Source organism: Flavobacterium sp. FlaQc-48 (assembly GCF_044007335.1).
Taxonomy (GTDB): Bacteria; Bacteroidota; Bacteroidia; order Flavobacteriales; family Flavobacteriaceae; genus Flavobacterium.
Genome location: NZ_JBIPCR010000014.1, coordinates 152,441 through 175,943, shown reverse-complemented (window position 1 = coordinate 175,943; position 23,503 = coordinate 152,441). Strand labels below are relative to the sequence as shown.

The following is a 23,503-nucleotide window of genomic DNA, read 5'->3' as shown; positions in this document are numbered from 1 at the left end:
GTGCCGTATACAACTTAGCGACCGCAACTGGAACACCACCAAGTGGCCCAAATGTAAGTGACACATCCACCGATCCTCTGCCATGTACTACATGCGCACCAGATCCAGGTTGTCCAACTTGTACGATTACGCCATTGGCACCTGCTTCAGGTATTTCAATTACTAAACACGGAGTATTTGTAGATGCTGATAAAGACGGAAAAACCAATGTTGGGGACAGGGTAGAATACACCTTTGTGGTTAAAAACACAGGAAATACAACTTTGAGCAATATTACCGTGACTGATAATAATGCCATTGTTACAGGAGGTCCTATAGCCCAATTGCTTCCAGGATTAGAAGATGCTACGACTTTTAAAGCGGTTCATACCATAACACAAGCCGATATTGATGCGGGTATGGTTTACAATTTAGCTACAGTAACATCTAAAGATCCAAAAGGTGATGATACCACCGGAACATCCACCGATCCGCTGCCATGTACTACATGCACGCCAGATCCTAAATGTCCTGATTGTACGATCACGCCATTGGCACCTGCTTCAGGAATCTCAATTACCAAACACGGACAATTTGTTGATGTTAATAAAGACGGGAAAACCAATGTTGGTGACAGGGTAGAATACACTTTTGTGGTTACAAACACAGGAAATACAACTTTGAGCAATATTACCGTGACTGATAATAATGCTGTTGTTACAGGAGGTCCTTTGCTGACATTAGCAGTTGGTGCAGAAGATGCTACGACTTTTAAAGCGGTACATGCCATAACACAAGCTGATATTGATGCCGGTATAGTTTACAATTTAGCTACGGTAACATCTAAAGATCCAAAAGGTGAGGATACCACCGGAACATCAACAGATCCGCTGCCATGTACTACATGCACGCCAGATCCTAAGTGTCCTGATTGTACGATCACGCCATTGGCACCTGCTTCGGGTATTTCAATTACCAAACACGGTGTGTTTGTAGATGCTGATAAAGATGGTAAAACCAATGTTGGTGACAGGGTAGAATACACCTTTGTGGTTAAAAACACAGGAAATACAACTTTAACCAATATCACAGTTAGCGATGACAATGCTACTGTCAAAGGAGGGCCTATTTTGGTCTTGCTTCCTGGAGCAGAAGATGCTACAATCTTTACAGGTATCCATATTGTGACACAAGCCGATATCGACGCCGGAATGGTTTACAATCTGGCTACAGTAATTGGTAAAGATCCAAATGGAATAGACATCCAGGGAACATCAACAGATCCATTGCCATGTACTACATGTAGGATTGAACCGGATTGTTCGGATTGCACGATCACACCACTTCCATCAGAATCAAGTATTGCTGTAATTAAAAGAGCAGTATTTGTAGATGAAAACCATGATGGATATGCTCAGGCTGGAGAGACTATCAGATATAGTTTTGAGATTAAAAATACAGGGGAAACATCCTTAACCAACGTGATTGTTACGGATAATTTACCGGGATTAGTTTTATCAGGTAACCCAATTAGTTTAGCTGTCGGGGAGATCAATACAACGAACTTTATTGGTATTTATTCAATAACTCAGGCAGACATTGATTTTGGATCAGTAACGAACCAGGCTCTTGCAGAGGGAACAACCCCTTCAGCAGAAAAAGTAAATGATCTTTCGGATTATGAAAATTTCACAGGAGATAATCCTACTGTAATTGATGTTATTAAACAAGATTGTGCTATTGAAGTCTTTAATGCTGTTTCTCCAAATGGAGATGGAATTAACGATGAGTTTCACATTAAAGGATTAGAGTGTTATCCAACAAATACTGTTGAAATTTATAACCGTTGGGGAGTAAAAGTATTTGAAACATCAGGTTATAACTCCAATGGAAATGTTTTCAAAGGATATTCAGATGGAAGAACAACGATTTCAAGGGGTGCAGGTTTACCTGACGGAACTTATTTCTATATACTGAAATACCTGGATAATACTTCTCATAAAATGCTTGATAAATCGGGTTACTTATATATAAAAAATTAATTTTTAATTCCAAAATAAGGGGGGAGGAAAATCCCCCTGTTTATAAACTTAGAACATTATGAAAACAAGGTTTTTTTCTTTCGTTTTGATGTTTACAGCTATTGTAAGTTATGCGCAGCAGGATGCTCAATTTACCCAATATATGTATAACACTATAACTATAAATCCGGCTTATGCGGGATCGCGCGGAACCCTAAGTGTTTTTGGCTTGTACCGTACCCAGTGGGTAGGACTTGACGGAGCACCAACAACAAGTACTTTTTCGGTTAATAGCCCCATAAATAACAGCAATTTAGGAGTTGGTGTTTCTTTTGTAAATGATAAAATTGGACCAACTAATGAAAACAATCTTTCAGCAGATCTTTCTTATACCGTTCAGACTTCAGCCAACTTTAAATTATCGTTTGGTATCAAAGGAACTGCTAATTTATTTAATCTGGACGTTACTAAATTAAATCCGGAAAACCAGGGAGACCCTCAATTTCAGGATTTAAAGAATAAATTTTCGCCTAATGTTGGAGCAGGAGTTTACTGGCATTCTGATAAGGCATATATTGGTTTGTCTGTGCCTAATTTCATCGAGACTAACAGATATAGTGAGAGTAACAGTGATGTTGCGATTTACAAAAGCAAAATCAATTACTATCTAATGGGAGGGTATGTATTTGATTTAGACCATTATCAATACATAAAGTTCAAACCTGCAGTATTGGCTAAAATGGTCGAGGGTGCGCCTTTACAGGTTGATGTTTCTGCCAACTTTATGTTTATGGATAAGTTTGTTCTTGGTGCGGCATACAGATGGAGTGCTTCACTAAGTGCTATGGCAGGGTTTCAGGTTTCAGACGGACTTTATATAGGATACGGCTACGATCATGAAACCACCAGTTTGAACAAATACAATTCAGGCTCGCATGAAATATTTCTGCGATATGAATTCTTTAGGAAAAATAGTAAAATAACAACCCCTCGTTTCTTCTAAAAATAATTATTATGAAAAATTATAAACTCTTTTGTATCACAATAATAAGTGTTTTTTCGTTAGGCAGTTATGCACAAGTAGGGAAAGTCAATTCAGGTGATAAAAAATACGATAACTATGCCTATATCGACGCCATCAAAACGTATGAACGAGTAGCTGAAAAAGGATATAAATCAGAAGATTTATTTAAAAAACTAGGTAACGCTTATTATTTTAATTCAAACTTCGACAAAGCTGCCAAATGGTATGGTGAGTTATTTGCCATGAATACACTACTGGAAGCAGAATATTATTATCGCTATGCCCAATCCTTAAAATCAGAAGGAGAAACGGCAAAGGCTAACCAGATGCTGGATCTGTTTAATGAGCGCTCAAAAAATGATGTGAGAGGCAAGTTGTATGAAAAAGACAGAGACTATCTTGAAAAAATAAAAGCCAATAGCGGCCGTTACAAAATTGAAGATGCCGGCATTAACTCAAAATATTCTGATTATGGAACTTTCATCCATAATAACACCGTGTATTTTGCATCAGCCAGGGATACAGGTAATTTTAGCCAGCGAAAGCATACCTGGACCGGAGAGCATTTTACAAATCTGTACGAGGCAAATTTAGATCAGGATTTTAATCTGAATGCCCCGAAGGTATTCAAATCAAAAATAAACAGCAAATTTCACGAGTCAACACCTGTATTTACCAAAGATGGCAAGACGGTTTATTTTACCAGAAATAATTACAATAATGGTAAGAAAGGAAAAAGCGATTATAAAATTACGCTTCTAAAAATCTATAAAGCAACTCTGGAAAATAATGAATGGACTAACATAACGGAATTGCCTTTTAACAGTGATAATTATAGTACAGCACATCCAGCGCTTAGCCCTGATGAAAAAACACTGTATTTTGCGTCAGATATGCCGGGAACTTATGGGCAGTCAGATATTTATAAAGTAAGTATAAATGATGATAAATTTGGTACTCCTGAAAATTTAGGACCTAAAATTAATACCGAAGGAAAAGAAACATTTCCGTATGTGACGAGTGATAATGAAATTTATTTTGCTTCAGACGGACATCCGGGATTAGGAGGCTTAGATATTTTTGTTGGAAAACTGGGGCAGGATGGTGTAAGTAATATTCAAAATGTAGGGGCAGATATTAATTCTCCACAAGATGATTTTGCCTTTATAATAGATGTAAGTTCGCGAAAAGGATTTTTTAGCTCTAACAAAAATGGAGGAAAAGGTTCTGATGATATTTATAAATTTCAGGAAACAAAAGGTATTCTTTGTGTGCAGGAGCTCAACGGGCTTATTACTAATGCAGCAACCAGAGAGATTTTGCCTAATACCAAATTATCGTTATATGATTCTCAGCACAATTTAATAAGTACCGGCAGCTCTGATCCAAAAGGGAATTATACTTTTGCTGTTGATTGTGGGAAGAATTACATAATAAGAGCTGAAAAAGAAAAATATGCTACCAGAGAAGAAACCGTTACCGTGCTAAAAGAAAATGGTAAAACCTATTTTCCAATTGCAATGGAAAGTTCAGAATGTCAGGTAGTCATTGGTGACGATTTAGGAAAATGTTTTGGTATTACCAATATCTATTTTGATTTGGACAAATCTAATATCCGTACGGAAGCAGCTTTGGATTTAGAAAAAATACTGGATGTATTAAATCAGTATCCATCGATGAAACTGGATATTCGTTCCCATACAGACAGCAGGGCAAGTTATAAATATAATGAAACCTTATCAGACAAAAGAGCTAAATCGACCATACAATGGCTGATTAAAAATGGTGTTTCATCAGAAAGACTAACAGGTAAAGGATATGGAGAATCACAGCTTATAAACAGATGTGCAGACGGAGTAAAATGTTCTGAAGAAGAACATCAAATGAACCGAAGAAGCGAATTTATCATTACCGCTTTATAATAAATGTTAAAAAAACCAGTAAATTATTTACTGGTTTTTTTGATTTTAAGATTAAAAACAGAACCTAACAGACACTTTCATTTATTCTTGCTTTGCTTTTTACAAAATCATCTGTTGGTTTTCTTTTGAAGAATTCAAAATACTTTGTTGAAAAATAACTCAGCTTAGTATAGTTCAATTCGTATATAATTTCGGTAATAGAATGAAATTCACCACTGGATAAAAGTTTTTGTGCCAGTTTCATTTTTTCAGTTATAAAAAAGCTTTGCGGTGTTTTGTCAAAACATTTTTTAAACAACATTTTAAATTTAGATTCAGACATACCAGCCATTGCAGCCAAAAAAGTTACAGAAGGAAAAGGGCTGTAAAGGTTATTTAGAAGATAAAGTTTTGTTTTAAAAATAGACTCGTTATCTGCCTCAGTTATTACTTCATTGTTTTTAGTTTCGATCTCATAGAACTTACTGAAAAAATTACCTAATAGTTTTAAGGAAATCCCTTTAAGCAGAGAATCAAAAGGCAGGTCATATACTGATTTGTTTTTAATTGACTGGATTAAAAGAACACTGTTACTATCGATATGTCCATAATGGAAAAAGGTTTTCTTGCCTGATTTTTTTTTAATTTTTAATATTGCTTTGCTGGAATGTTTTGCTATAAAATCGTAAAGCAATTTTTTATCTACCAGTATTCGAATCGCAAGAGTTTTTTCATTTACAACAGGTTTAAACGAACTTTCGATTACATTATCAATAATGGCAAGATCCAGTTTATCGTAGGATCCAATTTCATAGTCTTTATTGTTAATTTTAATCAAATTAGTATGTTCGCTTAAATCAAAATGAAAAATATAAAATTGTTCTTCTGATTTTTGTCTTATTATCTTTAAAGGTTTGGATAGTATAAAATCGATAAATACTACTGAAATTCCCGGCATAATCTGAGTAAAATAAAATTGTCCCTTTCCAATTTCCTTAGGAACAGGAATGATTTTGTTATCGATAATTTTAACTTTAAGCTGATCTGCAAAGTCTTGCATCCATTCAGGTGTTAAACTATAATGATGAGTAATTCTTTTCATGTGACATTTTGTTTTAATGCAGTAAGAATTAGTTTTGGTACATTCAGATTTTGAAAATCGTTTTTACATCTGTTTGATAAATGTTTTTGGAGTTATTCCGAAATGCTTCCTGAATTTTGAAGCAAAATAAGAGTTGTTGGTAAAGTTGAGTCTGTTTGAAATTTGGGATATGGTGAATTGTTTTGTTTCCAGTAATTCTTTTGCAAGGGATAATTTATTTTCCATAAAAAAAACGTTAGGCGTATTTCCTGTGATTTTAGTAAATAAGTTTTTGAATTTAGATTCAGACATATTTGCTCTCTCTGCCAGTTGTTTTATACTCGGAAAATGATCATCAATGTTTTTTAGCAAATACATTTGTATGGATATAATAGTGGATAAATCCTGTTGGTTTACCGTTTGAATGATAAGACGTTTGGTAGCAATTTTTTTTAGATAATTAGAGATTAACATGTGAACTGTTCCAATTAAGTTTAAATTAAATATTGGGCCTCCCACCTTATTTTTTCGTAGATCATTCAGAATATGAAAAGTTTCACTGCTCATTCTGTCAAATCGCACCATTGTATTTTGTTTAGAATCGATCAGTTTATTAATATGAGGTAAAGTGATATTATTTTTTTGTGCAAAAGATTCAATAATATCTTTTTTGATAAAGATGCAAAGGGCAAAAGTTTTGCTTCCTTTTTTTACATTATAATCAGATTCTAAAGTGCTATCAATAACAGATAAATTATATTGCCATTTGCTTACATTATACATAAAATTGTGCCCTGAAACGGTAGCTTCCCCTTCAGTGAGGTTGTAATAAAATCCAACAAAGTCGGGTTTAATGTTTTTTTGTATGAGATGTAAATTTTTTTTGTATTCTACATCAATATAATAGGCTACGATGCCTTCCTCACATTTTAAAAAATATCGGGTCCCAGTCAGCATGTCTTCAGGTACAATGATGAAATTGCCTTCTACTTTTCCTCCAAACTGCTTTGCTAAATTTTTTACCCAATCCAGATCTGCACTATAATAATGTTCAATTGTCTTCATAGGCTGATTTAATTTATATAAAGTTAATGTTTTTTGTTAAATTGCTGATTAATAAGTAATTGATTTTTTTTTAATAGCAGTTATTTTTGTGAGATAAGATTTTAAAATGATTTGAAATGCCTGTATCTTTTGCTAATGCACTGTTAATATGCATTATCCAGGAACGCAAAGACAATTATAAGATAAATCTTATTTTAATACTTATTTGACTTATAGTAGACAAATGATGTGCCGAATATTTTATACTTTTACTTAGTAGTTGGAAATCAACTCATTATTTTGCCTGATCTCTTTTTAAGTATATTTTGCACTAAGGAATTTTTCCCCATGAGGGGAGTATATCCCTGTTTTAGATGATTTTTTGATTTAATGTTTTTCGATCAATCTGTAAAATTTTTGCAGCCTGGGTTTTGTTGTTGCCAACTGCCGTTAATACTTTAAGGATTTGATCTTTTTCGTACTCTTTTAATGATTTAAAAGAATCTTTTTGTTCAGGTATATGGTATTTAAGGTACTCTGGCACATTTTGAAGCGTAATAACTTCATCGCACAAAATGATCATTCGTTGGATAATATTTTCCAGTTCGCGTATATTACCAGGCCAGGAATAACGAAGGAGTATTTTATAGACCTTATCATCTAATCGTATTCGGGGTTTATGATATTCAAGGCAGTATTTGGAGATAAAATTATCTACTAATAGTAAAATATCATCTTTACGTTCCCGCAATGGTGTTGTTTTAATATTTATAACATTAATTCGGTAATATAAGTCCTCCCTAAAAGTACCTTTTAAAACCATTTCGTAGAGATCATTATTTGTTGCGGATAAGATTCTCACGTTTATTTTTTCCGGACTTGTCGAACCAATGCGGGTAATTTCCTTTTCCTGTAAAACTCGTAAAAGTCGTGTTTGTACTGCCATAGGTGCATTGCCAATTTCGTCTAAAAAAATAGTTCCGCCGTTTGCTGCCTGAAACAAACCAATTTTAGATTCTGTTGCTCCTGTAAAAGCTCCTTTAATATATCCAAACAATTCAGATTCCATTAGGCTTTCGGGGATGCCTCCGCAGTTTACTGCTACAAAAGGCATTTTAGCCCGTTCTCCTTTGTAATGAATGGCTTTTGCAATAAGTTCTTTTCCTGTGCCGCTTTCTCCTTCTATCAGTACATTTGCCTTATTGTTGGTGACACGTTTAATGATGTCAACTAAATTTCTGAATTGCTTAGACCGTCCAATTATACCGGCATAAATGTTCTCATCAGGAATAGAAAGATTGGTAAATTCCTGATTATTTCTTGTTTTTAAAAGAGATAAATGAATGGTTTTGTATAACTCCTCTACAGTAAATGGTTTAATTAAATATTCTAATGCCCCTGATTTAATTGAATTAATGGCATTATCGATAGATGGCATTCCTGTTATAACTAACTTGGGTAATAATGGAAAGTGTTCTTCTGCATACTTAAGTAATTCTAAACCACTTATTTCCGGCATGTTTAGATCTGTAATTAAAAGGCTTACAGAATTTTGCTTTAAGATTTCTGTTGCCTCATTAACAGAAGAGGCTTTATAAGTATTATAATTTAAACTTTTTATCTGGCGTTGTAAAAGATCCAACATTTCATAATTGTCGTCTACAATAAGTATATTTTGTTTTCTTGCATTCATTTTGTGCTAACTTAAAGGCAACCTGATTTTAAAGATAGTACCTGTTGGAAAATTATTTGTGACTTCTATTTCCCCTTTGTGACTTTTGATAATTCCATGAACAATACTAAGGCCAAGTCCGGAACCCTCTTTTATGTCTTTTGTGGTAAAGAAAGGCTCAAATATTTTGGGTCTAATTTCCTGTGGAATCCCTAATCCCTGGTCTGCAATGGTTATAAAGAAATTTTCCCGGTCATTTTCGATGATTATTTTTATGACACTGTTTCTGGGAGAGGCGTGCAGGGCATTAATTAGTAAATTAAAAAGAACCTGGGTTATTTGTACTGAATCAATTTTTACACTGGTAATATTGTTCTTAAAGATAAGCTCGCTTTTGATTTCTTTTTTTTGAAAATTTGGCTTTAAAAACAGCAAAGCAAAATTTATAACAGGCTTAACTTCTTCCACCTGAAAATGATTTGGCCTGTCGCAGGAAAAGAACATTATTTTTTTTACAATTTCACGCGTATAGATAACGGAATTGATAATAGTTGTTATGTCTGAATCTATTTCCAGATTTGTGTTGCTAAGCTTGATTAGTTCAGCATATCCTAAAATATTTGCTAATGGGTTATTGATTTCGTGGGCAATCGTGGCGGCCATTTCTCCAACGACAGAGAGACGCTTCATACGTTCGACTGTTTTTTGTAACGAAGCCTTATTGTCCAGAATCTGAAATTTCTGAATATAGTTTTCAATTTCGATTGCAAGAGTATCGAGTAGTTTTTGTTCATCATCGAGAAAGTGATCCTGACTGTGTTTTTTTTGAGGATAATGAACTTTTATAAAACCCCGATCGACACCCGGAATCGTAATATAACTGATTTGGTAAATGGTGTTTTGGGGTATTTTGGCAGTTGTTAAATGATAATCTGAAATTTGTATTTCTACAATAGTATCATTGTTAAATCTCCAGGCCTTTTTGATGCTTTTAATTATTTTTTTAAAGACTTTTATTTCAACATTATTTGCTAGTGATATTGTTTTGGAGATCTCATAAAGACAGGTTAATTCCTTTACTCTTTCTGTAAGTTTTTCGCTAAGTGGTAAAGATTTCATTCTGTAAGAAATTGTTTATAACAGTTTTAAATTGCGATCAAAAGTAATTAATTATTTCAGTTATGATAGTTAATTTAATGTTTAATTTAACTATTTGAAAACAAATTAAATAGGTTTTATTATTGTGTCTTATTGTAATACTTTTTTGACTTATTGAGGTTGTTTTTTAAATTATTTTTAGATATTCAAATCGGCAAAATCAGGATATAATTTTTACACTAAAAACAAAATCTTACAATTGAATTTTGTTGGATTTTTATTTCATTATTCAGGTATAAAAAGCGTATCACGTATTTTTTTGTTTTAGAACGCTTTATGTTCAATAATTAGTCTTATTGTGATAGTATTATGTCTCCTTGTGATCTATCAGATTCTTTTATTGCGGTAATTTTGCTATTTAAATAATAAGTAGAATTTAAGGATATGAATAGTTCGAATTTTTCATTACAGTTTGAACTAAGTGTTTCTGAAATACAGAAGTTAAACAAAATGTATTTCAAAAACATTTATAAGGATAGGGTGTTATGGACTTCTTGTACAGTATTGTTTTTTTTGATTTTTTTTGACTTAAGAAGCGGCTACGATTTAATGGAATGGTTAATAAGAAGTTTAGTTCTTATTATATTTTTTTTAATGGTACAGTACTCCTTTGTCAATTCAATTTGCAAAATCATATTTCGCCTGGCCAAAAGATTGGCAAAGTCAGATAATTTTGCCTGTAAATACCGATTCCATTTTACAAACTCTTTTATCTGTATTCATTCTCCTCTAGGCGATTTTACTCATAAATGGAGTAAAATTGAAAAAGCAATGTTAACCAGGGATTTTTTGTTTCTCTATTTTAAAGAGAAAAATGGTTATATCATTTCTATTTCTACTAAATATTCCGATCGAAGAAATATGGAAGAGTTAATTTCTTTTGTCGAAAACAATGTAATTCATGTTATTAAAGTATAATTATAGTGTACTATAAAAAGGTATAAATGCTAATTCTTAAGAAAAAATGATACAGAAAGAAAGAGTTTTAGTTCGGGATAATAAAGGAGTTTTCTTAAAAATGTTTAAGAGAAAGTTTAAAAATGAGTTTGAATTTTCTGAAGACTCTTTTTTATTGAAAGGTAAAAATAAATTGAATGATTTTGATCGTTCTGTATTTGTAGTTTACGAATATTCAGAATTATTAGATTTTTTCGAATTAGACCAAAAAGGTAAAAATGTTATGATCTGCATCTTTAATAAACATCTGTATACTAGTTTATGTCTGATAGAAGAGATAAAAGGTTTAATTGTAATAGATGCATCAAAAAATAAGACAGAAATTTTTGAAGATTTAAAATTGTATTTTAAAAAATCTTCCAATTTAATCCCAAAATTACCGGATATAAAATTTGTAAAAGCAAATATGCCTGCAAAACAACTGGAGAAACTGCAAAGAGCATTGTTTTTTATGATGTAATTCTAAATAAGAACCATTAAGAGAGGGCAAATTCTAAAAAAAAGCAATTGATTTTGTCTTTTACTTTAGGGTTAAGCCCTCTTATTCAATCTCTGATTTTTTTATTCTTTAGTTTCAAAATAGTATCAATGAAAATTATTATCAGGTTGTATAATCAAATACCTAAGTAAATCTCTTATCCTTAATGTGTAAAAGACTTAATGGAAACTAAAAAGCGCTAGTTTTACAAGTGATTTTTTATAAAAAAAGAATACTTAATTAAGTGCTTTTCGAAGGATGGAAATAAAGAAAGATTAAGGAAATTGACCTTGATTCAAAACAAGATTAGTTTGCCGTGTCTTTCCTGGCAAATACGAGCCTAAAAAACATTCAAAACAACAAAGCCTCAGATTTCTCTGAGGCTTTGTTAAATGGGTAAAGCAGATACTCTTAAAAATTAGTATTTACTTTTTTAGAACGATCTGCAATATAGGAGATAAGCCAGATTACCTGTCCATCTTTTGCAAAGTATATTTTCTTTGTTTCTAAGTTTGGAATGCTTTCCAGACAGTTCAAAAGTATGTTGTTTGCTGAAATAAGGTATTTCTGGTCATACGTGCTCAAAACTCTGGCTGCTTCTTTATTGGTTTTAGAAAGAGTATTAAACTTGTTGAAATTATTCTTCAAAATAGCATCATAATCGATCACGTCCTGCAGCGTTAAAGGAATATAATGATCTTTAGTATTTTCGTCATAATACAGAGTTGCAAAGGCCCAGACAGCTCCTCCGGATAAATAGATTTTTTCTTTTTTTAATAAAAGAGGATTTGCATCAAGCAATTCTTTTATCTTTTTACGCAAAACCGGGTTAAAATCAAAAGACTTTTCCTGATAGGTTGACATGTCATTAACCTGATTTGGATTTGCAACTGTCTTTTTTACTGCATCAGTAAGTGTCATTGTACCAAAATCAAGCTCTAAAGGTATAAACTCTAATTTATTATCTTTAAGCTCATCAATATAGCCCCCTTTAGTCGTTTGGGCACCAATATCAAGCAATAGGGCATTAGAATAATCAACAGGTGGTATAGCGCCCTTTACCAGCATTTTAGGTTCTTCATCAACATTAATTACATCAATACTTTTGTTCGTTAGCGTACTAATTTTATTTTTTAAAACATCAATGTTGCGGGCAGATGAGAATACGGGAGCAGCAACGATAAAGATGTTTCCTTCGGGAATTTTAAATTCCTCTCTTATTTTCTTTAATTGTTCAACAACGATAGTACTCACTTTGTTGATGTCGTCCTGAGGGACTTCGCCACTGGCAGCAATATGATCGGCAAGACTAATTCTTTCATTCGAAAAGTAGAGAATCTTATAATCTGCTTTCTTGATGTTGTTTACATCCAGAATTGAAGTTTTTATTGCCCGGCGTCCGATTTCAATTCCGGCATAAAGATTTTTTTGAGCAAATGAATTGATAGAAAAAAATAGATTTAAAAGAATAAAAAATAGAATTTGGGGTTTGTTTTTTTTAAACATTGGATTTAATTGTTGTTATACTATAATTTTGAATAAAGACTTTAACGTAATTATGTGAAAGTCATAATTTTGAATTAAAAATAATGGGTTTCGATACGAGATTGCAAATTTATAAAAACATTTACTAATATAAACGCAGTTATTAAGAAAACATATTATTTAATTATTAAGGTATTGTTTCAATGTTATTGGTATGCGATTTTATATTTCTAAACTTATATTTCATTTTATTTTTTTAGGTTATCATATAAGATAACCAATTGTTAAAAAAAACAGGACAAAATTTAAATTATGATAAAAAGCAACTGGCATTGGATAGTGAGTCGCAACAAATTTCAGCTACGATTAAATATCGATCTATTGATGTGGCCCTTATTTTAGAAGTGTTGCTCCGGCTGTTTCCTGTTGATGAATTTGAGATACTCATCAATATTAATAAGCTGCTTATTGCAGATTGTGACAATGCTAATGGATACAATGCTAAAAATAGAGTGTATTGAAATCATTCCGGCTTTTGTATCGTTTTAATTATTAGGACTATGGTAAGGTAATGACAAGAGTAAAATAACGTTGCGTATAAATTCTTTAAAAATAGTTTCGCTGAAATTTATTAAGAGTAGATTTTTATCTATTTTTAATTTTGAATTAATTCACGAATGAAACCTTAATAGCCGCTATGAAAATTACGCTCAAAATATTAGTACTATGTTTTCTGTTATTCTCCTGCAAGGAAACAACAAAGGAGTTAAACAAAAAAACAGATAAAAAGCAGGTTTTAACGGGACAGCAAGAAAATTTGGTATCCACTAAAGAAGAAATTGCAAGTAATTCAAAAAACGATGTTACCATTAAATTCCCCAATTTAATCCTTTCATTAAAAGACATTGATATGAGTTGGGAAGATGAATACAACAAGAATGATAACATTTATGAAACCAAACAAGATACTGCTTTTTTTTATCTTAATCCCGGTGACTGGATGTTTAAAAAATCATTTAAAATTGAAGAAGCTGCGTTTGATGAAATAGAAATGTACGGACAATTTGAAATAAAAGTAGCCATAGCTACAAAACGTGAAATTGAGGTTCCGGTTTGCATTTTGGAAGACTGGAAGGGCTATACTTCAAAATGGACTAAACTTAAAATTGATAAAAAAGACTTGAAATTTCCCATAATGGATGAAACGACAGACCAACCAATAAATTTTACTATTGATGAACTCAAAAATGCTGTCGAAAAACATTGTGGACCGGAATGGTTAGATGAAATCAGGAATATTAAAGCTGTTGATAAATTGCCTGCCAGCTTTTTCACCACCAGATTCATTTATAAAATTATAGCAAAAAACAGTAAGACAAATGATGTAATCGAAAAATACCTTGTCTTTTATACCCCTACAAGTTGCTAGAATGTCCTGCCCGGATAATTGACTGATGCCTTGGTGCAATAGCTATTTAATTAGAATATGGTAACTCTGTTTCTAAGTATGCTGTGTTTCTTTGAAGAGTTTATAAAAGATAAATTGTGGTTGTGAATGCTGTGTGAAGATCTTCTGGCTTTGCACCCGAAATATAAATATCTTAATTACTTGAATGCAATATAAACGAAAAAAGCCCCAGATTTCTCTGAAGCTTTTAGTAGCCCGTAGCGGAATCGAACCGCTCTTACATGGATGAAAACCATGCGTCCTAACCGATAGACGAACGGGCCTGCTTTTCTAATGCGGGTGCAAAAATGCAATTAATTTTAAAATTCACAAAATGATTTCTAAAAAAAACTTTTTACTTATTCTGAGAATATCGCATTTAGAAATAATCAAACCTTAAATAAAATGGGCTTAATTAAGCTGTATTTATTTGATTAATAATTGGTTGTTTTACATGAAAAAAAAGATAAAGAAGTTTTTTTTTCTTTTTTATATTAAATCATAACTTTCAATAAAATTAAAGAATTATTTGTTTTGAAAGAATATACTTTCGTCGTTTGGCTTCTTTTTATGTGGAATTGTGAGAATGAATCCTGAATGCGCTCTATAATAAGCAACAAAGAATAAAAATAAAAAAGCCCCCGATTTCTCTGAAGCTTTTTCATAATGATTTTAGCGAGGCATTCTCAAACTATTTTTGAATCAATTAAAAGTTAAATCTTTTGATTTAGAGGATTATTACCAAATAGATATTCATACAATTTGTTTTTATCTATAACAATATTTTTTCTCAAAGGTGTCATAATGAAAATATATACTTGATCTTCAATTTGATAAAACAATATATTTGCCTTTATATTTTTTAATCCATAATATTCTATTTTACTGTAGATTACCTTTGCGTCCTGATTATTAATTTTGATCACATATTTACTGAAATCCAGATTAAAGCTTTTTATAGTGTCATTATTTACTTGGTAGTTTATCTCATTATCTGAAAAAAAATCGATTCTGTTAATTTTATAGTTATCTTTAAATACTTCCGGACTTAAATTAACTTCATATAACCCTTCGTTAATGGTTGAAAAATAGCCTGGTGTGGAATAATTAGTTGATTGATGATTATTGAAAGTATAATTCTTAGAAACATTTTTAAGTTTCATTACCATTAAGGAATACTTCGATTGAATTTCAAATTGTGAAATAATGGAGTCATTCTTTATTATATAAGTACCTATACAAACATGATCATTTTTAAAAGCTAATAAGTTTTTTATTTTTATGCTTTTGTTTGGAACAAAGTCCATTTCGTTCATTAGATTCATTTCTTTTTCTGTTGTATTTTTTTTGCAACCTAAAAAAATGAGAAACAATATTGCACTACAGATAATTTTCATAATTAAAATTTATTTAAAGCGAAACTATTTAATTTCCTGTAATTAAAATGCATAAGTATAAATAATTACTGCTGCTGCTTTAGTGAAAAGAGTTATAGTTTTGGGTAAAAGAAATGCCAGCGCAAATTTTACCTAATAGCAAAACAGCATTACCGCCTGGCCTAAAATAGCATCGATTCCGGTACTTTTTTCATTTTTTTCTGTCCCGCTCTCTAAAGCGTTCTCTTGAAAAGTTGCCCACGTTATTAGATTAAGCACTTAAGAATTTGCCTGCTAATTTTTAATAAATTATTCTATATTAGCTGTGAAAAAAACTGAAATAGTAAATAGAAACTCCTATGAGTAACAACGAAATTGTAAATTACATTGTTGATAGAATAAATGCTGGCGATGATCAATATGAAATTGAAGATTCTTTAAAAAGAAAAGAAATTGACCCTGGTGAATTTGACACTATAATTGAAGTGGCTCAAGGCAAGATTTTAGAACATAAATTAAAAACGTATCCACGACAGCATATAATTCGTTTTACAGTCTGGACAATTTTGTTTTTATTCTTTTCGGCTTTATTCTTTTTCATTCTTCCCGGATTAGGCATTACCAGAAGCACAGTTATAATTTCTGTTCTGGGAACAATTTGTTTAAGTATTTCTCTTCTGAATGTTTTTATTTATTACGGTAGCTGGAGAGAAAAAAACATCAAGAAATTCGGAAAGCCAAAACCTCCAATCGAAGGGTATGCTATAGTATCCTTTTTCCCTGGTTTTATATTTTATTTCATTATATCAAGTTGTTTTTCCTCAGGAGCAGATAAAATATTAAAAGAAACACAGGAAGATGCTGTTGCAACGGTTATTGACGGACAGTCGATAGAAGGAAAAATAAATTATGCAAGCGTTACAGTCGAATTTACTACAAAAGAGGGCAAAGTCGTTTCGGCAGTTGAGGATGTTTCTAGTTATGAATTCAAGGAGTTTTATGTTGGTCAAAAACTCAATATTGTCTATTCTAAAAGTGATCCTCACAATATCGATTTATTGATTGATAATTATAGTGTGATAAAAATGAAGGGCACACAAAATAGAGAAATTGAACCTAAAGATCTTTTAAAACTAGCAACGGTTTCTTTTTCCGATTTAGGTGCTGAACTCAATAAAATCAGTAATAATTGGGTTTTTAACGAATCAGAAGGGGTTTGGATTAATGAAAAAACACGACAGGCTATTTCTACCAGAAAAAATCCTGATCAGGTTGCTTTAATAATGTCAAGATATGGTATTGATTTTAATTTTGTCAATAAATTTGTTGAATTAGGATTTGTAAAAGTTCCTGCTCAGGAAATTGGTATGAAAGCAGATGCTACTGAAACAATTTATATAAAAGACGGTTATCTTGCCAGTTTTAAAATTGTAAATAAGAATTTTAAATCAAACGTGATAATTGTAGTCGAGAAAATTGAAAAAGAAGGAAATAGATCGTAAGGATATGGTAATTAATGAAGACGAACTGACCCGGGCAAAGTTGTTGGAAAATTCAATTCGACTGTTTTCCGATTTCATGAGTGTATTGTCAGACGGATATAATCCGACAATTCTGGACATAAGAATTAGCATAGACAAAAGAGTGAATGATCGGGATCGATTTATATTTCCCTCTCCAAATAATATTGGTACGGAACTTTTTTTTATACATAAGATTCAACCAACAAAAAAAGATGTTGATAGCATCAAAGAGAGAATAAATGAGAACTTTTCATGGTGCCTTGACCATTTAGCCACATTCAACAAAGCGCCTGATATATTCAAAAGCAATTATCATATTGACATCCTGAGTCAATTAGTAGAAAAAGTAAAAAGGAGCATTTTTGACCTGACAGACTTATGGACCGTAACCAGTTATGAATATCTGATTGAGACTAACGATGGAAGTTTAGTCAGGGTTCTTTTTATCCATTCTGACAATAAATCATTGATTTTAGACTTTGGAAATTATATTCACTAAAAACATCCTGCTAAAAATAAAAAGCTACCCGCTCGTGAATGGAAAATCAGGACCTCTTCGATAAAAAAATAGCCTAAGATTTCTCTGGAGTTTTCTGTCGTTTGGGAAGTATAAAAAAATCCAAATTATTTTATTTTTATAAGTTTAAGGGTGAATTCCATTTGCGTATCCTTATGTTGGAAAAAATCATCTAGAGATGGCCATACTTCATAGTCTGGCATAATACCATGACCTTCTGGCTGATTATCTTTTTTTGGGGCATCCTGTACCAGATTTACAATTGAAAATTGTGTTTTTATCCTTGAATTGGGAAGCTCATAAACCAGTGGTGAATGTCCGTTGTGAAGATAGTAACCGCCCACGGTCTCTACACCAACTATGGTGACATTTTGAACATACGCTTTTACCAGAGAAGCAAAATGGGAAGCAGCTGATGCTACATTTTCATTAATCAAAAGATAAACATTGCCTTTAAACCCGGGTGATTTAGGATGATATACCGGATTGTATTTTTGATTTTGCAGGCTTATATTATTTTTGAAAACCGGATACACATCTTTTAGGTATTGTTTCCCCATTTTTTTAGAAAGGCTATCCATTCGTTGTGATGTTGAAACGCCCCAGAAATATTTTTCGAAAGGTAAAAAGTCGGGGTCAAAGACGATAGCAGCTTTTACATTTTCTTTGAATGGTTGATCTGTGAGGTACATTACAGGCTGTTCAAAGTTAGGGTCGCTGCCGCCAGGATTATTTCTAACATCAATTATCAGATTAGAAACTTTGTTTTTGTCCAGTCCTGTAAAAACACTATCTAAAAATTGAACATAGGTCTCAAACTTAGGATCGTCCGATCCGTATGCCATACCAAACCATCTTAGATTTAACAAACCTATAGCAGGATGAAGCATGCGAAAGCTATACGGAGGCTGCTTTTTGTAATCTAGCAATTCAGTGACAGGAGCACTAAATCTATTTTTAATGTTTGTTTCTCTTTGCTTGAGCGTTACCGCAGGAAATACCTTTTTTTCAATAGATTCAGATTTTGGTAAATTGTATTCTATAATGAATTCATTACAAAGACCATATTCCAGCAGATAGTTTATCCCAAACGATTTATTTACGCTGGCCGATAACTTTTCTGTAATGTTATAACCATCTGCTGTATAATATTTATAAAAAGATTGCATCAATTGTGCATCATTTACCCCGTTTATGCTTCTTATCCTCGAACCGGGTGGTATATCTGATGATTGGCCATCGAAAATAATTTGTCCGTTAATATAAACAAGAGGATAAGGGAAAAATGATTTTTGCCGATTCAGAAAATTTATTAACTCAAGATCAGGGATGGTATAATTATGTACACTTCCTTCATAATCTGCCAGGTGGAGCATTATTTTGTAAAATCCGGTAACGCTCATAGGCTTTTTAATGCCTTTAATGGTAGCGTTGTAAATACTGTCTATTTGTTTTTTAGAGCGGTATTGGTATAAGCCGGAATTTGCTTTTTCATTTATGGCAAGGAGCAGTTTAAGATCCTGATGCATCTGTTTTTCTGAAAGTATTTTATTGTACAGCATTAAACTATCCTTTGTGTTCTTATCAAAGCCTTGTGCCTGAATTTTACAGGAGAAAAAAAATAACAATACGATTGTAAAAATTGATATCAGATTTTTATTATTCATCATAGATAAGTATAAGTTGTTCGATTACAAACTCAGATCTGTGCATAATTATTTATAATAGATACTAAATTTGAGCATCTATGTAACCATACTGAAGTATAGTGAGTTTAACATCTAAATAAAGTCCTTCAATTGAAATAAAAATTAAATAAGCAACTATCAATAAAGTAAATAGGGATGGTTTAATTTTCAGAGTTTAATATTCCCTATTGACAATCGTTTTTACTTTATTTTTTTAGTTATACTTTTGTGATAAAAATAGGATAAATTTACATTACAACAAAGAAATTAATTTAAAATAAGCAATTGAATTAAAACAAGCCATGGGGTTAGTTTGTTGACTATAAGTTGTTTATGTGTGTTGTGGTCAGCTAATATGTATATAGACAAAGCTTTATACTGTTAAAAGCCCGCTCTCATCAGGGTTTTAATGAAAGCTTTGAGAATGCCTCTGAAAATACAACAGTAATTTCAAAATTATATTCTATTTATACTTACTCAAATCCAGATTAAGAATATTGCCTACTCTGTTAAACTCTTCATTAATTTTTGCATTCAGGATGAGTTGTTCATTCTTTATTGGATGATTAAAAATTAACTGATGTGCATGAAGCATCATTCCTTTCAGGTCATAATTCTCCAGCCATAATTTATTTTGTTTGTTACAACCATGTGGACGACTTCCTAAAATGGGATGAAAAATATGTTTGAAATGTTTTCGTAGCTGATGCATACGTCCAGTTTCCGGAATTGCTTCTACCAAACAATAACGTGACGTTGGTTTATTATTAAATTCTAACTCAACTTCGGCATTTTGTAAACGATGAAAGTATGTTATTGCATTTTGTGTAACGTCATCATCATTGGTTAAATCATAATCAATCGTGAGTTCTTCGGGTGACCAGCCACGTAAAATGGCTAAATATTTTTTTTCGACTTCGCGTGTGGCAAAACGATCATTCATAATTTTTAAAACTTCTTTATCAAGCGCAAATAACAAGACTCCAGATGTTTTGCGGTCTAACCGATGAACGGGATAAACGTGTTGCCCACCTATTTGATTTCTTAATTCCTGAATAGCATAAATTTTTGCATCGCGCGCATAAAATGATTTGTGAACCAGCAGCCCGCTTGGTTTATTAATGGCTATAATATATTCGTCCTGGTAAAGAATTTCTAACATTTGGCAAAAATAGAAGAGATTTCGACTAAAATCACTTTTATGACTTATTTATTTCTATACGCGCCCTTTATGAAGAGCTGTCTCTGACTTTGTGCTTTTTTTGTTTGTTGTAAATCGTAAACTTTATAAAAATAGATCAACTTTTTATAAATTATTCTAAAACGAAAAAAGCCCTGGATTTCTCCAAAGCTTTTATTTTGCTATTTTTTATAAATGATTATTTCGTATTTAATTTTTCCAAATACGAATTATTTAGTGATTAATTTTTCAAGCCTTGCCATCATTTCATCTTTTTCTTTCAGCATACGCTCAAACAAAGCAATTTTTTCTTCGTGAAGTTTTTTGATCTCCTCAATCGGATTGTTATTAAAAACTTCAATTCGGTTATTGAACATTGCATTATCCGAGAAATTACACGAAATTAAATTCACAGCTTGTTCCTCATCAAAGTTTTGAAAAGCTTCAACAGGGATTTTTAAAGAATTTGAGATTTGTTTAAGCAGATTATCTTCAATTACATCTTTTTGTTCCAGTATTGAAATTTTCTTTTGATTCCATTCATTTCCCAGATCAAAAGCCAATGCCTCTTGTTTGATGCCAAGCATTTCTCTGAAGCGTTTAACGTTTCTTCCCTGATGTATTTTCTGTTCCATAATGAGTATCAATTTTTCTAAAGGCTCAAAGATAAAGCCATTCGGCTTAAAAATTTTGAGTTTCAAAGATAAAAAATATCTATAACAATAGGGTAGATAAACTTTAGAATTAAAAACCGAATTCGTATATTGTTCTGCTAAAATCAAATATACCAAGCATATACATTTTAAAGTATCTGCTTTCAAACATTTTTCAGTTCATTTTAATAGAAATAGTCCAGATTATGAAAAATTCATTAATGCTCTTTATAGCATTCTTAGCTTTTACAGCATGCTCAAAACATCAGGAAAAAAAATATGTTGCTATCACAGGAATAGATTCTACATTGCGGCCTGGTGATGATTTTTTTAAATATGTAAATGGCAAATGGTATGATTCTGTGTCCATACCTGCATCTCAAGCCGGAGTTGGTGCCTATATGTTTATGAATTACCCACAACGAATGCGCCTGCAAGGAATATTGGACAGTCTTTCGCAAAGCAAAAATTCAGCAGGGAGTATAGCACAAAAGGTAGGCGACTTCTATGCATCAGGTATGGATACTGTAACCATTGATAAACGCGGTTATGCACCTGTCAAACCTCTACTTTCTAAAATTGAAGCCATTAGCGATTTACCGTCCTTAATGAACTTTGTAGTTAATGAAGCAAAAGTGAGCAATCCTTCTATTATAGCTTTTGGAGTGTCACCCGATGAAAAAAACAGCAGTATGAACATTGCCCAAATCTATCAAACGGGTATTGGTTTGCCTGACAGGGACTATTATTTCAAATCAGATTCATCAACTGTTGCCATACAGGAAGCGTACAAAAAATACCTTAGTACATTATTTCAACAAACAGGCAGCAATGCCATAGAGGCCAAAAAGAATGCTAATTTGGTTTACGATATTGACAAACAACTCGCCGTTTCGCATAAAACAAAAGTGGAACTTAGAGATGTACAGGCAAATTACAATAAAATAGCTGTGGCAGATCTTGCAAAAAGACATTCCAACATAGACTGGACTACTTTTTTGAATAATTTAGGTGCTAAAACCGATTCTGTTAATGTAGGCCAGCCTGCCTATTATGATGCGCTAAATAAACTTTTAAAAAGCATTCCTATTAATAATTGGAAAATTTATCTCAAAGCAAATTCTCTCGAGAGATATGCAGATGATTTAAGTAAGCCATTCGCAGATGCCTCATTTGAGTATACCAAAGTCCTTTCTGGTCAGGCTGTTCAAAAATCACGTGGCGAAAAAATGGCTAATGTAGTTGACACTTACCTAGGTGATGCGTTGGGGGAATTGTATGTGAAAAAATACTTTTCAGAAGATGCCAAAAAACGTATGTTAACCCTCGTGAATAATCTGCAAAAAGCATACGGCAAAAGAATTGATAAATTGGAATGGATGAGTCAAAGTACGAAACAAAAAGCCAAAGAAAAATTGGCAGCCATGACTAAGAAAATAGGATATCCGGATAAATGGAAAGACTATAACAATGTGCATATAGCCAGGAATACCTATTTCGAGAATATGGTTTCGGCTGCTACAGCAGCTTATCAATTTCAATTGGCAAAATTGGGCAAACCAGTCGATAAATCAGAATGGTATACTACAGTTCCAACAGTTACGGCATATAATAACCCTACGGCAAATGAAATTGTTTTTCCTGCAGGTATTTTACAACCCCCATATTTTGATAATAATGCAGATGACGCCCTTAACTACGGAGGTATCGGAATGGTTATAGGTCACGAAATAACCCATACTTTTGATGATCAGGGGGCTCAGTATGACAAGGATGGCAACTTAAAAAACTGGTGGACAAAAGAGGATTATGCCAAGTTTAAGTCAAGAATACAACAGGTTATCAATTTGTACAGTACCTATACTGTTTTAGGCGATCTGCACATTAATGGTGCCATGACAGTTGGCGAAAACACGGCGGATATTGCCGGAATAGCAGTTGCCTATGATGCTTTTAAAATGACCGAACAAGGACAAGGAAATACAAAAATTGACGGTTTTACTCCAGACCAGCGCTTTTTTATTTCTATAGCCAAAATATGGAGAGTAAAAATGAAAGACGAGTTCCTGCGTTTGTGGATTAACAATAATCCACATTCTCCACCAAATTGGCGTGTTAATGGTCCTTTAATGAATACTACACCTTTTTACGAAGCATTTAATATAAAAGCTGGAGATAAAATGTTTTTGCCTCAAAAAGACAGAATAACAATTTGGTAATTTCGGTCTTCGAAGGTAACCATGAAAAACTGCGCAAATGTTTCTGTAAACTTTGCGCAGTTTTTTTTTTGGTTTGTTATAAATTCTATAAAAGTATCCA

The 23,503-nt window shown here is 32.4% G+C and carries 19 protein-coding genes and 1 tRNA gene; 10 read left to right on the top strand and 10 right to left on the bottom strand.

Annotated elements, in window-relative coordinates; translation table 11 throughout:
• From ACHRWY_RS20180 to ACHRWY_RS20170, 3 genes are all read left to right on the top strand, one after another.
• On the top strand, positions 1–2,021 hold a 2,021-nt coding region (locus tag ACHRWY_RS20180), incomplete at its 5' end, for a gliding motility-associated C-terminal domain-containing protein (RefSeq protein WP_395357072.1).
• A gap of 58 nt (positions 2,022–2,079) precedes the next feature.
• Positions 2,080–3,003, top strand: a complete 924-nt coding sequence (locus tag ACHRWY_RS20175) for a type IX secretion system membrane protein PorP/SprF (protein ID WP_395357070.1) — start codon at positions 2,080–2,082, stop codon at positions 3,001–3,003.
• A gap of 11 nt (positions 3,004–3,014) precedes the next feature.
• Positions 3,015–4,946, top strand: coding sequence for an OmpA family protein (locus tag ACHRWY_RS20170; RefSeq protein ID WP_395357069.1), 1,932 nt, complete (start codon positions 3,015–3,017; stop codon positions 4,944–4,946).
• A gap of 64 nt (positions 4,947–5,010) precedes the next feature.
• Here the strand turns inward: ACHRWY_RS20170 and ACHRWY_RS20165 are convergent, their stop codons facing one another.
• The 4 genes from ACHRWY_RS20165 to ACHRWY_RS20150 form a co-directional block, all read right to left on the bottom strand.
• A complete protein-coding gene (locus tag ACHRWY_RS20165; RefSeq protein ID WP_395357068.1) occupies positions 5,011–6,027 on the bottom strand; it encodes a helix-turn-helix domain-containing protein in 1,017 nt (338 codons plus the stop codon).
• A 63-nt stretch (positions 6,028–6,090) separates the two neighbouring features.
• Positions 6,091–7,071 carry a helix-turn-helix transcriptional regulator gene (locus ACHRWY_RS20160; RefSeq protein WP_395357067.1) on the bottom strand — a complete coding sequence of 327 codons (981 nt, stop codon included), beginning with the start codon at positions 7,069–7,071 and terminating at the stop codon, positions 6,091–6,093.
• A gap of 349 nt (positions 7,072–7,420) precedes the next feature.
• Positions 7,421–8,743, bottom strand: a complete 1,323-nt coding sequence (locus ACHRWY_RS20155; protein WP_395357065.1) for a sigma-54-dependent transcriptional regulator — start codon at positions 8,741–8,743, stop codon at positions 7,421–7,423.
• A gap of 6 nt (positions 8,744–8,749) precedes the next feature.
• Positions 8,750–9,841 (bottom strand): sensor histidine kinase, encoded by a 1,092-nt coding sequence (locus ACHRWY_RS20150; protein WP_395357063.1) that lies wholly within the window; start codon positions 9,839–9,841, stop codon positions 8,750–8,752.
• Positions 9,842–10,534: 693 nt separating this feature from the next.
• On the opposite strand from ACHRWY_RS20150, the gene ACHRWY_RS20145 reads away from it, so the two are divergent.
• Together ACHRWY_RS20145 and ACHRWY_RS20140 are read left to right on the top strand one after the other, a co-directional pair.
• Complete coding sequence (locus ACHRWY_RS20145) at positions 10,535–10,798, top strand: hypothetical protein (RefSeq protein ID WP_395357062.1); 264 nt, start codon at positions 10,535–10,537, stop codon at positions 10,796–10,798.
• A gap of 46 nt (positions 10,799–10,844) precedes the next feature.
• Positions 10,845–11,297 (top strand): hypothetical protein, encoded by a 453-nt coding sequence (locus ACHRWY_RS20140; RefSeq protein WP_395357061.1) that lies wholly within the window; start codon positions 10,845–10,847, stop codon positions 11,295–11,297.
• Positions 11,298–11,726: 429 nt separating this feature from the next.
• On the opposite strand, the gene ACHRWY_RS20135 is transcribed toward ACHRWY_RS20140, so the two are convergent.
• Complete coding sequence (locus ACHRWY_RS20135) at positions 11,727–12,821, bottom strand: exopolyphosphatase (protein ID WP_395357060.1); 1,095 nt, start codon at positions 12,819–12,821, stop codon at positions 11,727–11,729.
• 260 nt (positions 12,822–13,081) lie between these two features.
• Here ACHRWY_RS20135 and ACHRWY_RS20130 point away from each other — a divergent pair, with 260 nt between their 5' ends.
• Both ACHRWY_RS20130 and ACHRWY_RS20125 read left to right on the top strand, forming a co-directional pair.
• Positions 13,082–13,321 carry a hypothetical protein gene (locus tag ACHRWY_RS20130; RefSeq protein WP_395357058.1) on the top strand — a complete coding sequence of 80 codons (240 nt, stop codon included), beginning with the start codon at positions 13,082–13,084 and terminating at the stop codon, positions 13,319–13,321.
• 176 nt (positions 13,322–13,497) lie between these two features.
• Positions 13,498–14,229: a hypothetical protein gene (locus tag ACHRWY_RS20125; RefSeq protein WP_395357057.1), complete on the top strand. Its 732-nt coding sequence runs from the start codon at positions 13,498–13,500 to the stop codon at positions 14,227–14,229.
• Positions 14,230–14,459: 230 nt separating this feature from the next.
• Here the strand turns inward: ACHRWY_RS20125 and ACHRWY_RS20120 are convergent.
• Positions 14,460–14,531: transfer RNA gene (locus tag ACHRWY_RS20120), tRNA-Glu, on the bottom strand.
• Between the two features lie 429 nt (positions 14,532–14,960).
• Positions 14,961–15,644 (bottom strand): hypothetical protein, encoded by a 684-nt coding sequence (locus ACHRWY_RS20115; RefSeq protein WP_395357055.1) that lies wholly within the window; start codon positions 15,642–15,644, stop codon positions 14,961–14,963.
• Positions 15,645–15,982: 338 nt separating this feature from the next.
• Between ACHRWY_RS20115 and ACHRWY_RS20110 the strand changes: the two genes are divergently transcribed.
• Positions 15,983–17,125 carry a hypothetical protein gene (locus tag ACHRWY_RS20110; protein ID WP_395357054.1) on the top strand — a complete coding sequence of 381 codons (1,143 nt, stop codon included), beginning with the start codon at positions 15,983–15,985 and terminating at the stop codon, positions 17,123–17,125.
• Positions 17,100–17,645 (top strand): hypothetical protein, encoded by a 546-nt coding sequence (locus ACHRWY_RS20105; RefSeq protein WP_395357053.1) that lies wholly within the window; start codon positions 17,100–17,102, stop codon positions 17,643–17,645. The genes ACHRWY_RS20110 and ACHRWY_RS20105 overlap by 26 nt, the downstream gene beginning before the upstream one ends.
• A gap of 125 nt (positions 17,646–17,770) precedes the next feature.
• Here ACHRWY_RS20105 and ACHRWY_RS20100 read toward each other — a convergent pair whose 3' ends face one another.
• From ACHRWY_RS20100 to ACHRWY_RS20090, 3 genes are all read right to left on the bottom strand, one after another.
• Entirely contained in the window at positions 17,771–19,333 is a 1,563-nt protein-coding gene (locus ACHRWY_RS20100; protein WP_395357052.1) for a S41 family peptidase, read from the bottom strand.
• 481 nt (positions 19,334–19,814) lie between these two features.
• A complete protein-coding gene (locus ACHRWY_RS20095; protein WP_395357050.1) occupies positions 19,815–20,513 on the bottom strand; it encodes a pseudouridine synthase in 699 nt (232 codons plus the stop codon).
• A gap of 248 nt (positions 20,514–20,761) precedes the next feature.
• Positions 20,762–21,166, bottom strand: coding sequence for an XRE family transcriptional regulator (locus tag ACHRWY_RS20090; protein WP_395357076.1), 405 nt, complete (start codon positions 21,164–21,166; stop codon positions 20,762–20,764).
• 224 nt (positions 21,167–21,390) lie between these two features.
• Between ACHRWY_RS20090 and ACHRWY_RS20085 the strand changes: the two genes are divergently transcribed.
• Positions 21,391–23,403, top strand: coding sequence for a M13 family metallopeptidase (locus ACHRWY_RS20085; protein WP_395357049.1), 2,013 nt, complete (start codon positions 21,391–21,393; stop codon positions 23,401–23,403).
• The last annotated feature ends 100 nt before the right edge of the window (positions 23,404–23,503 follow it).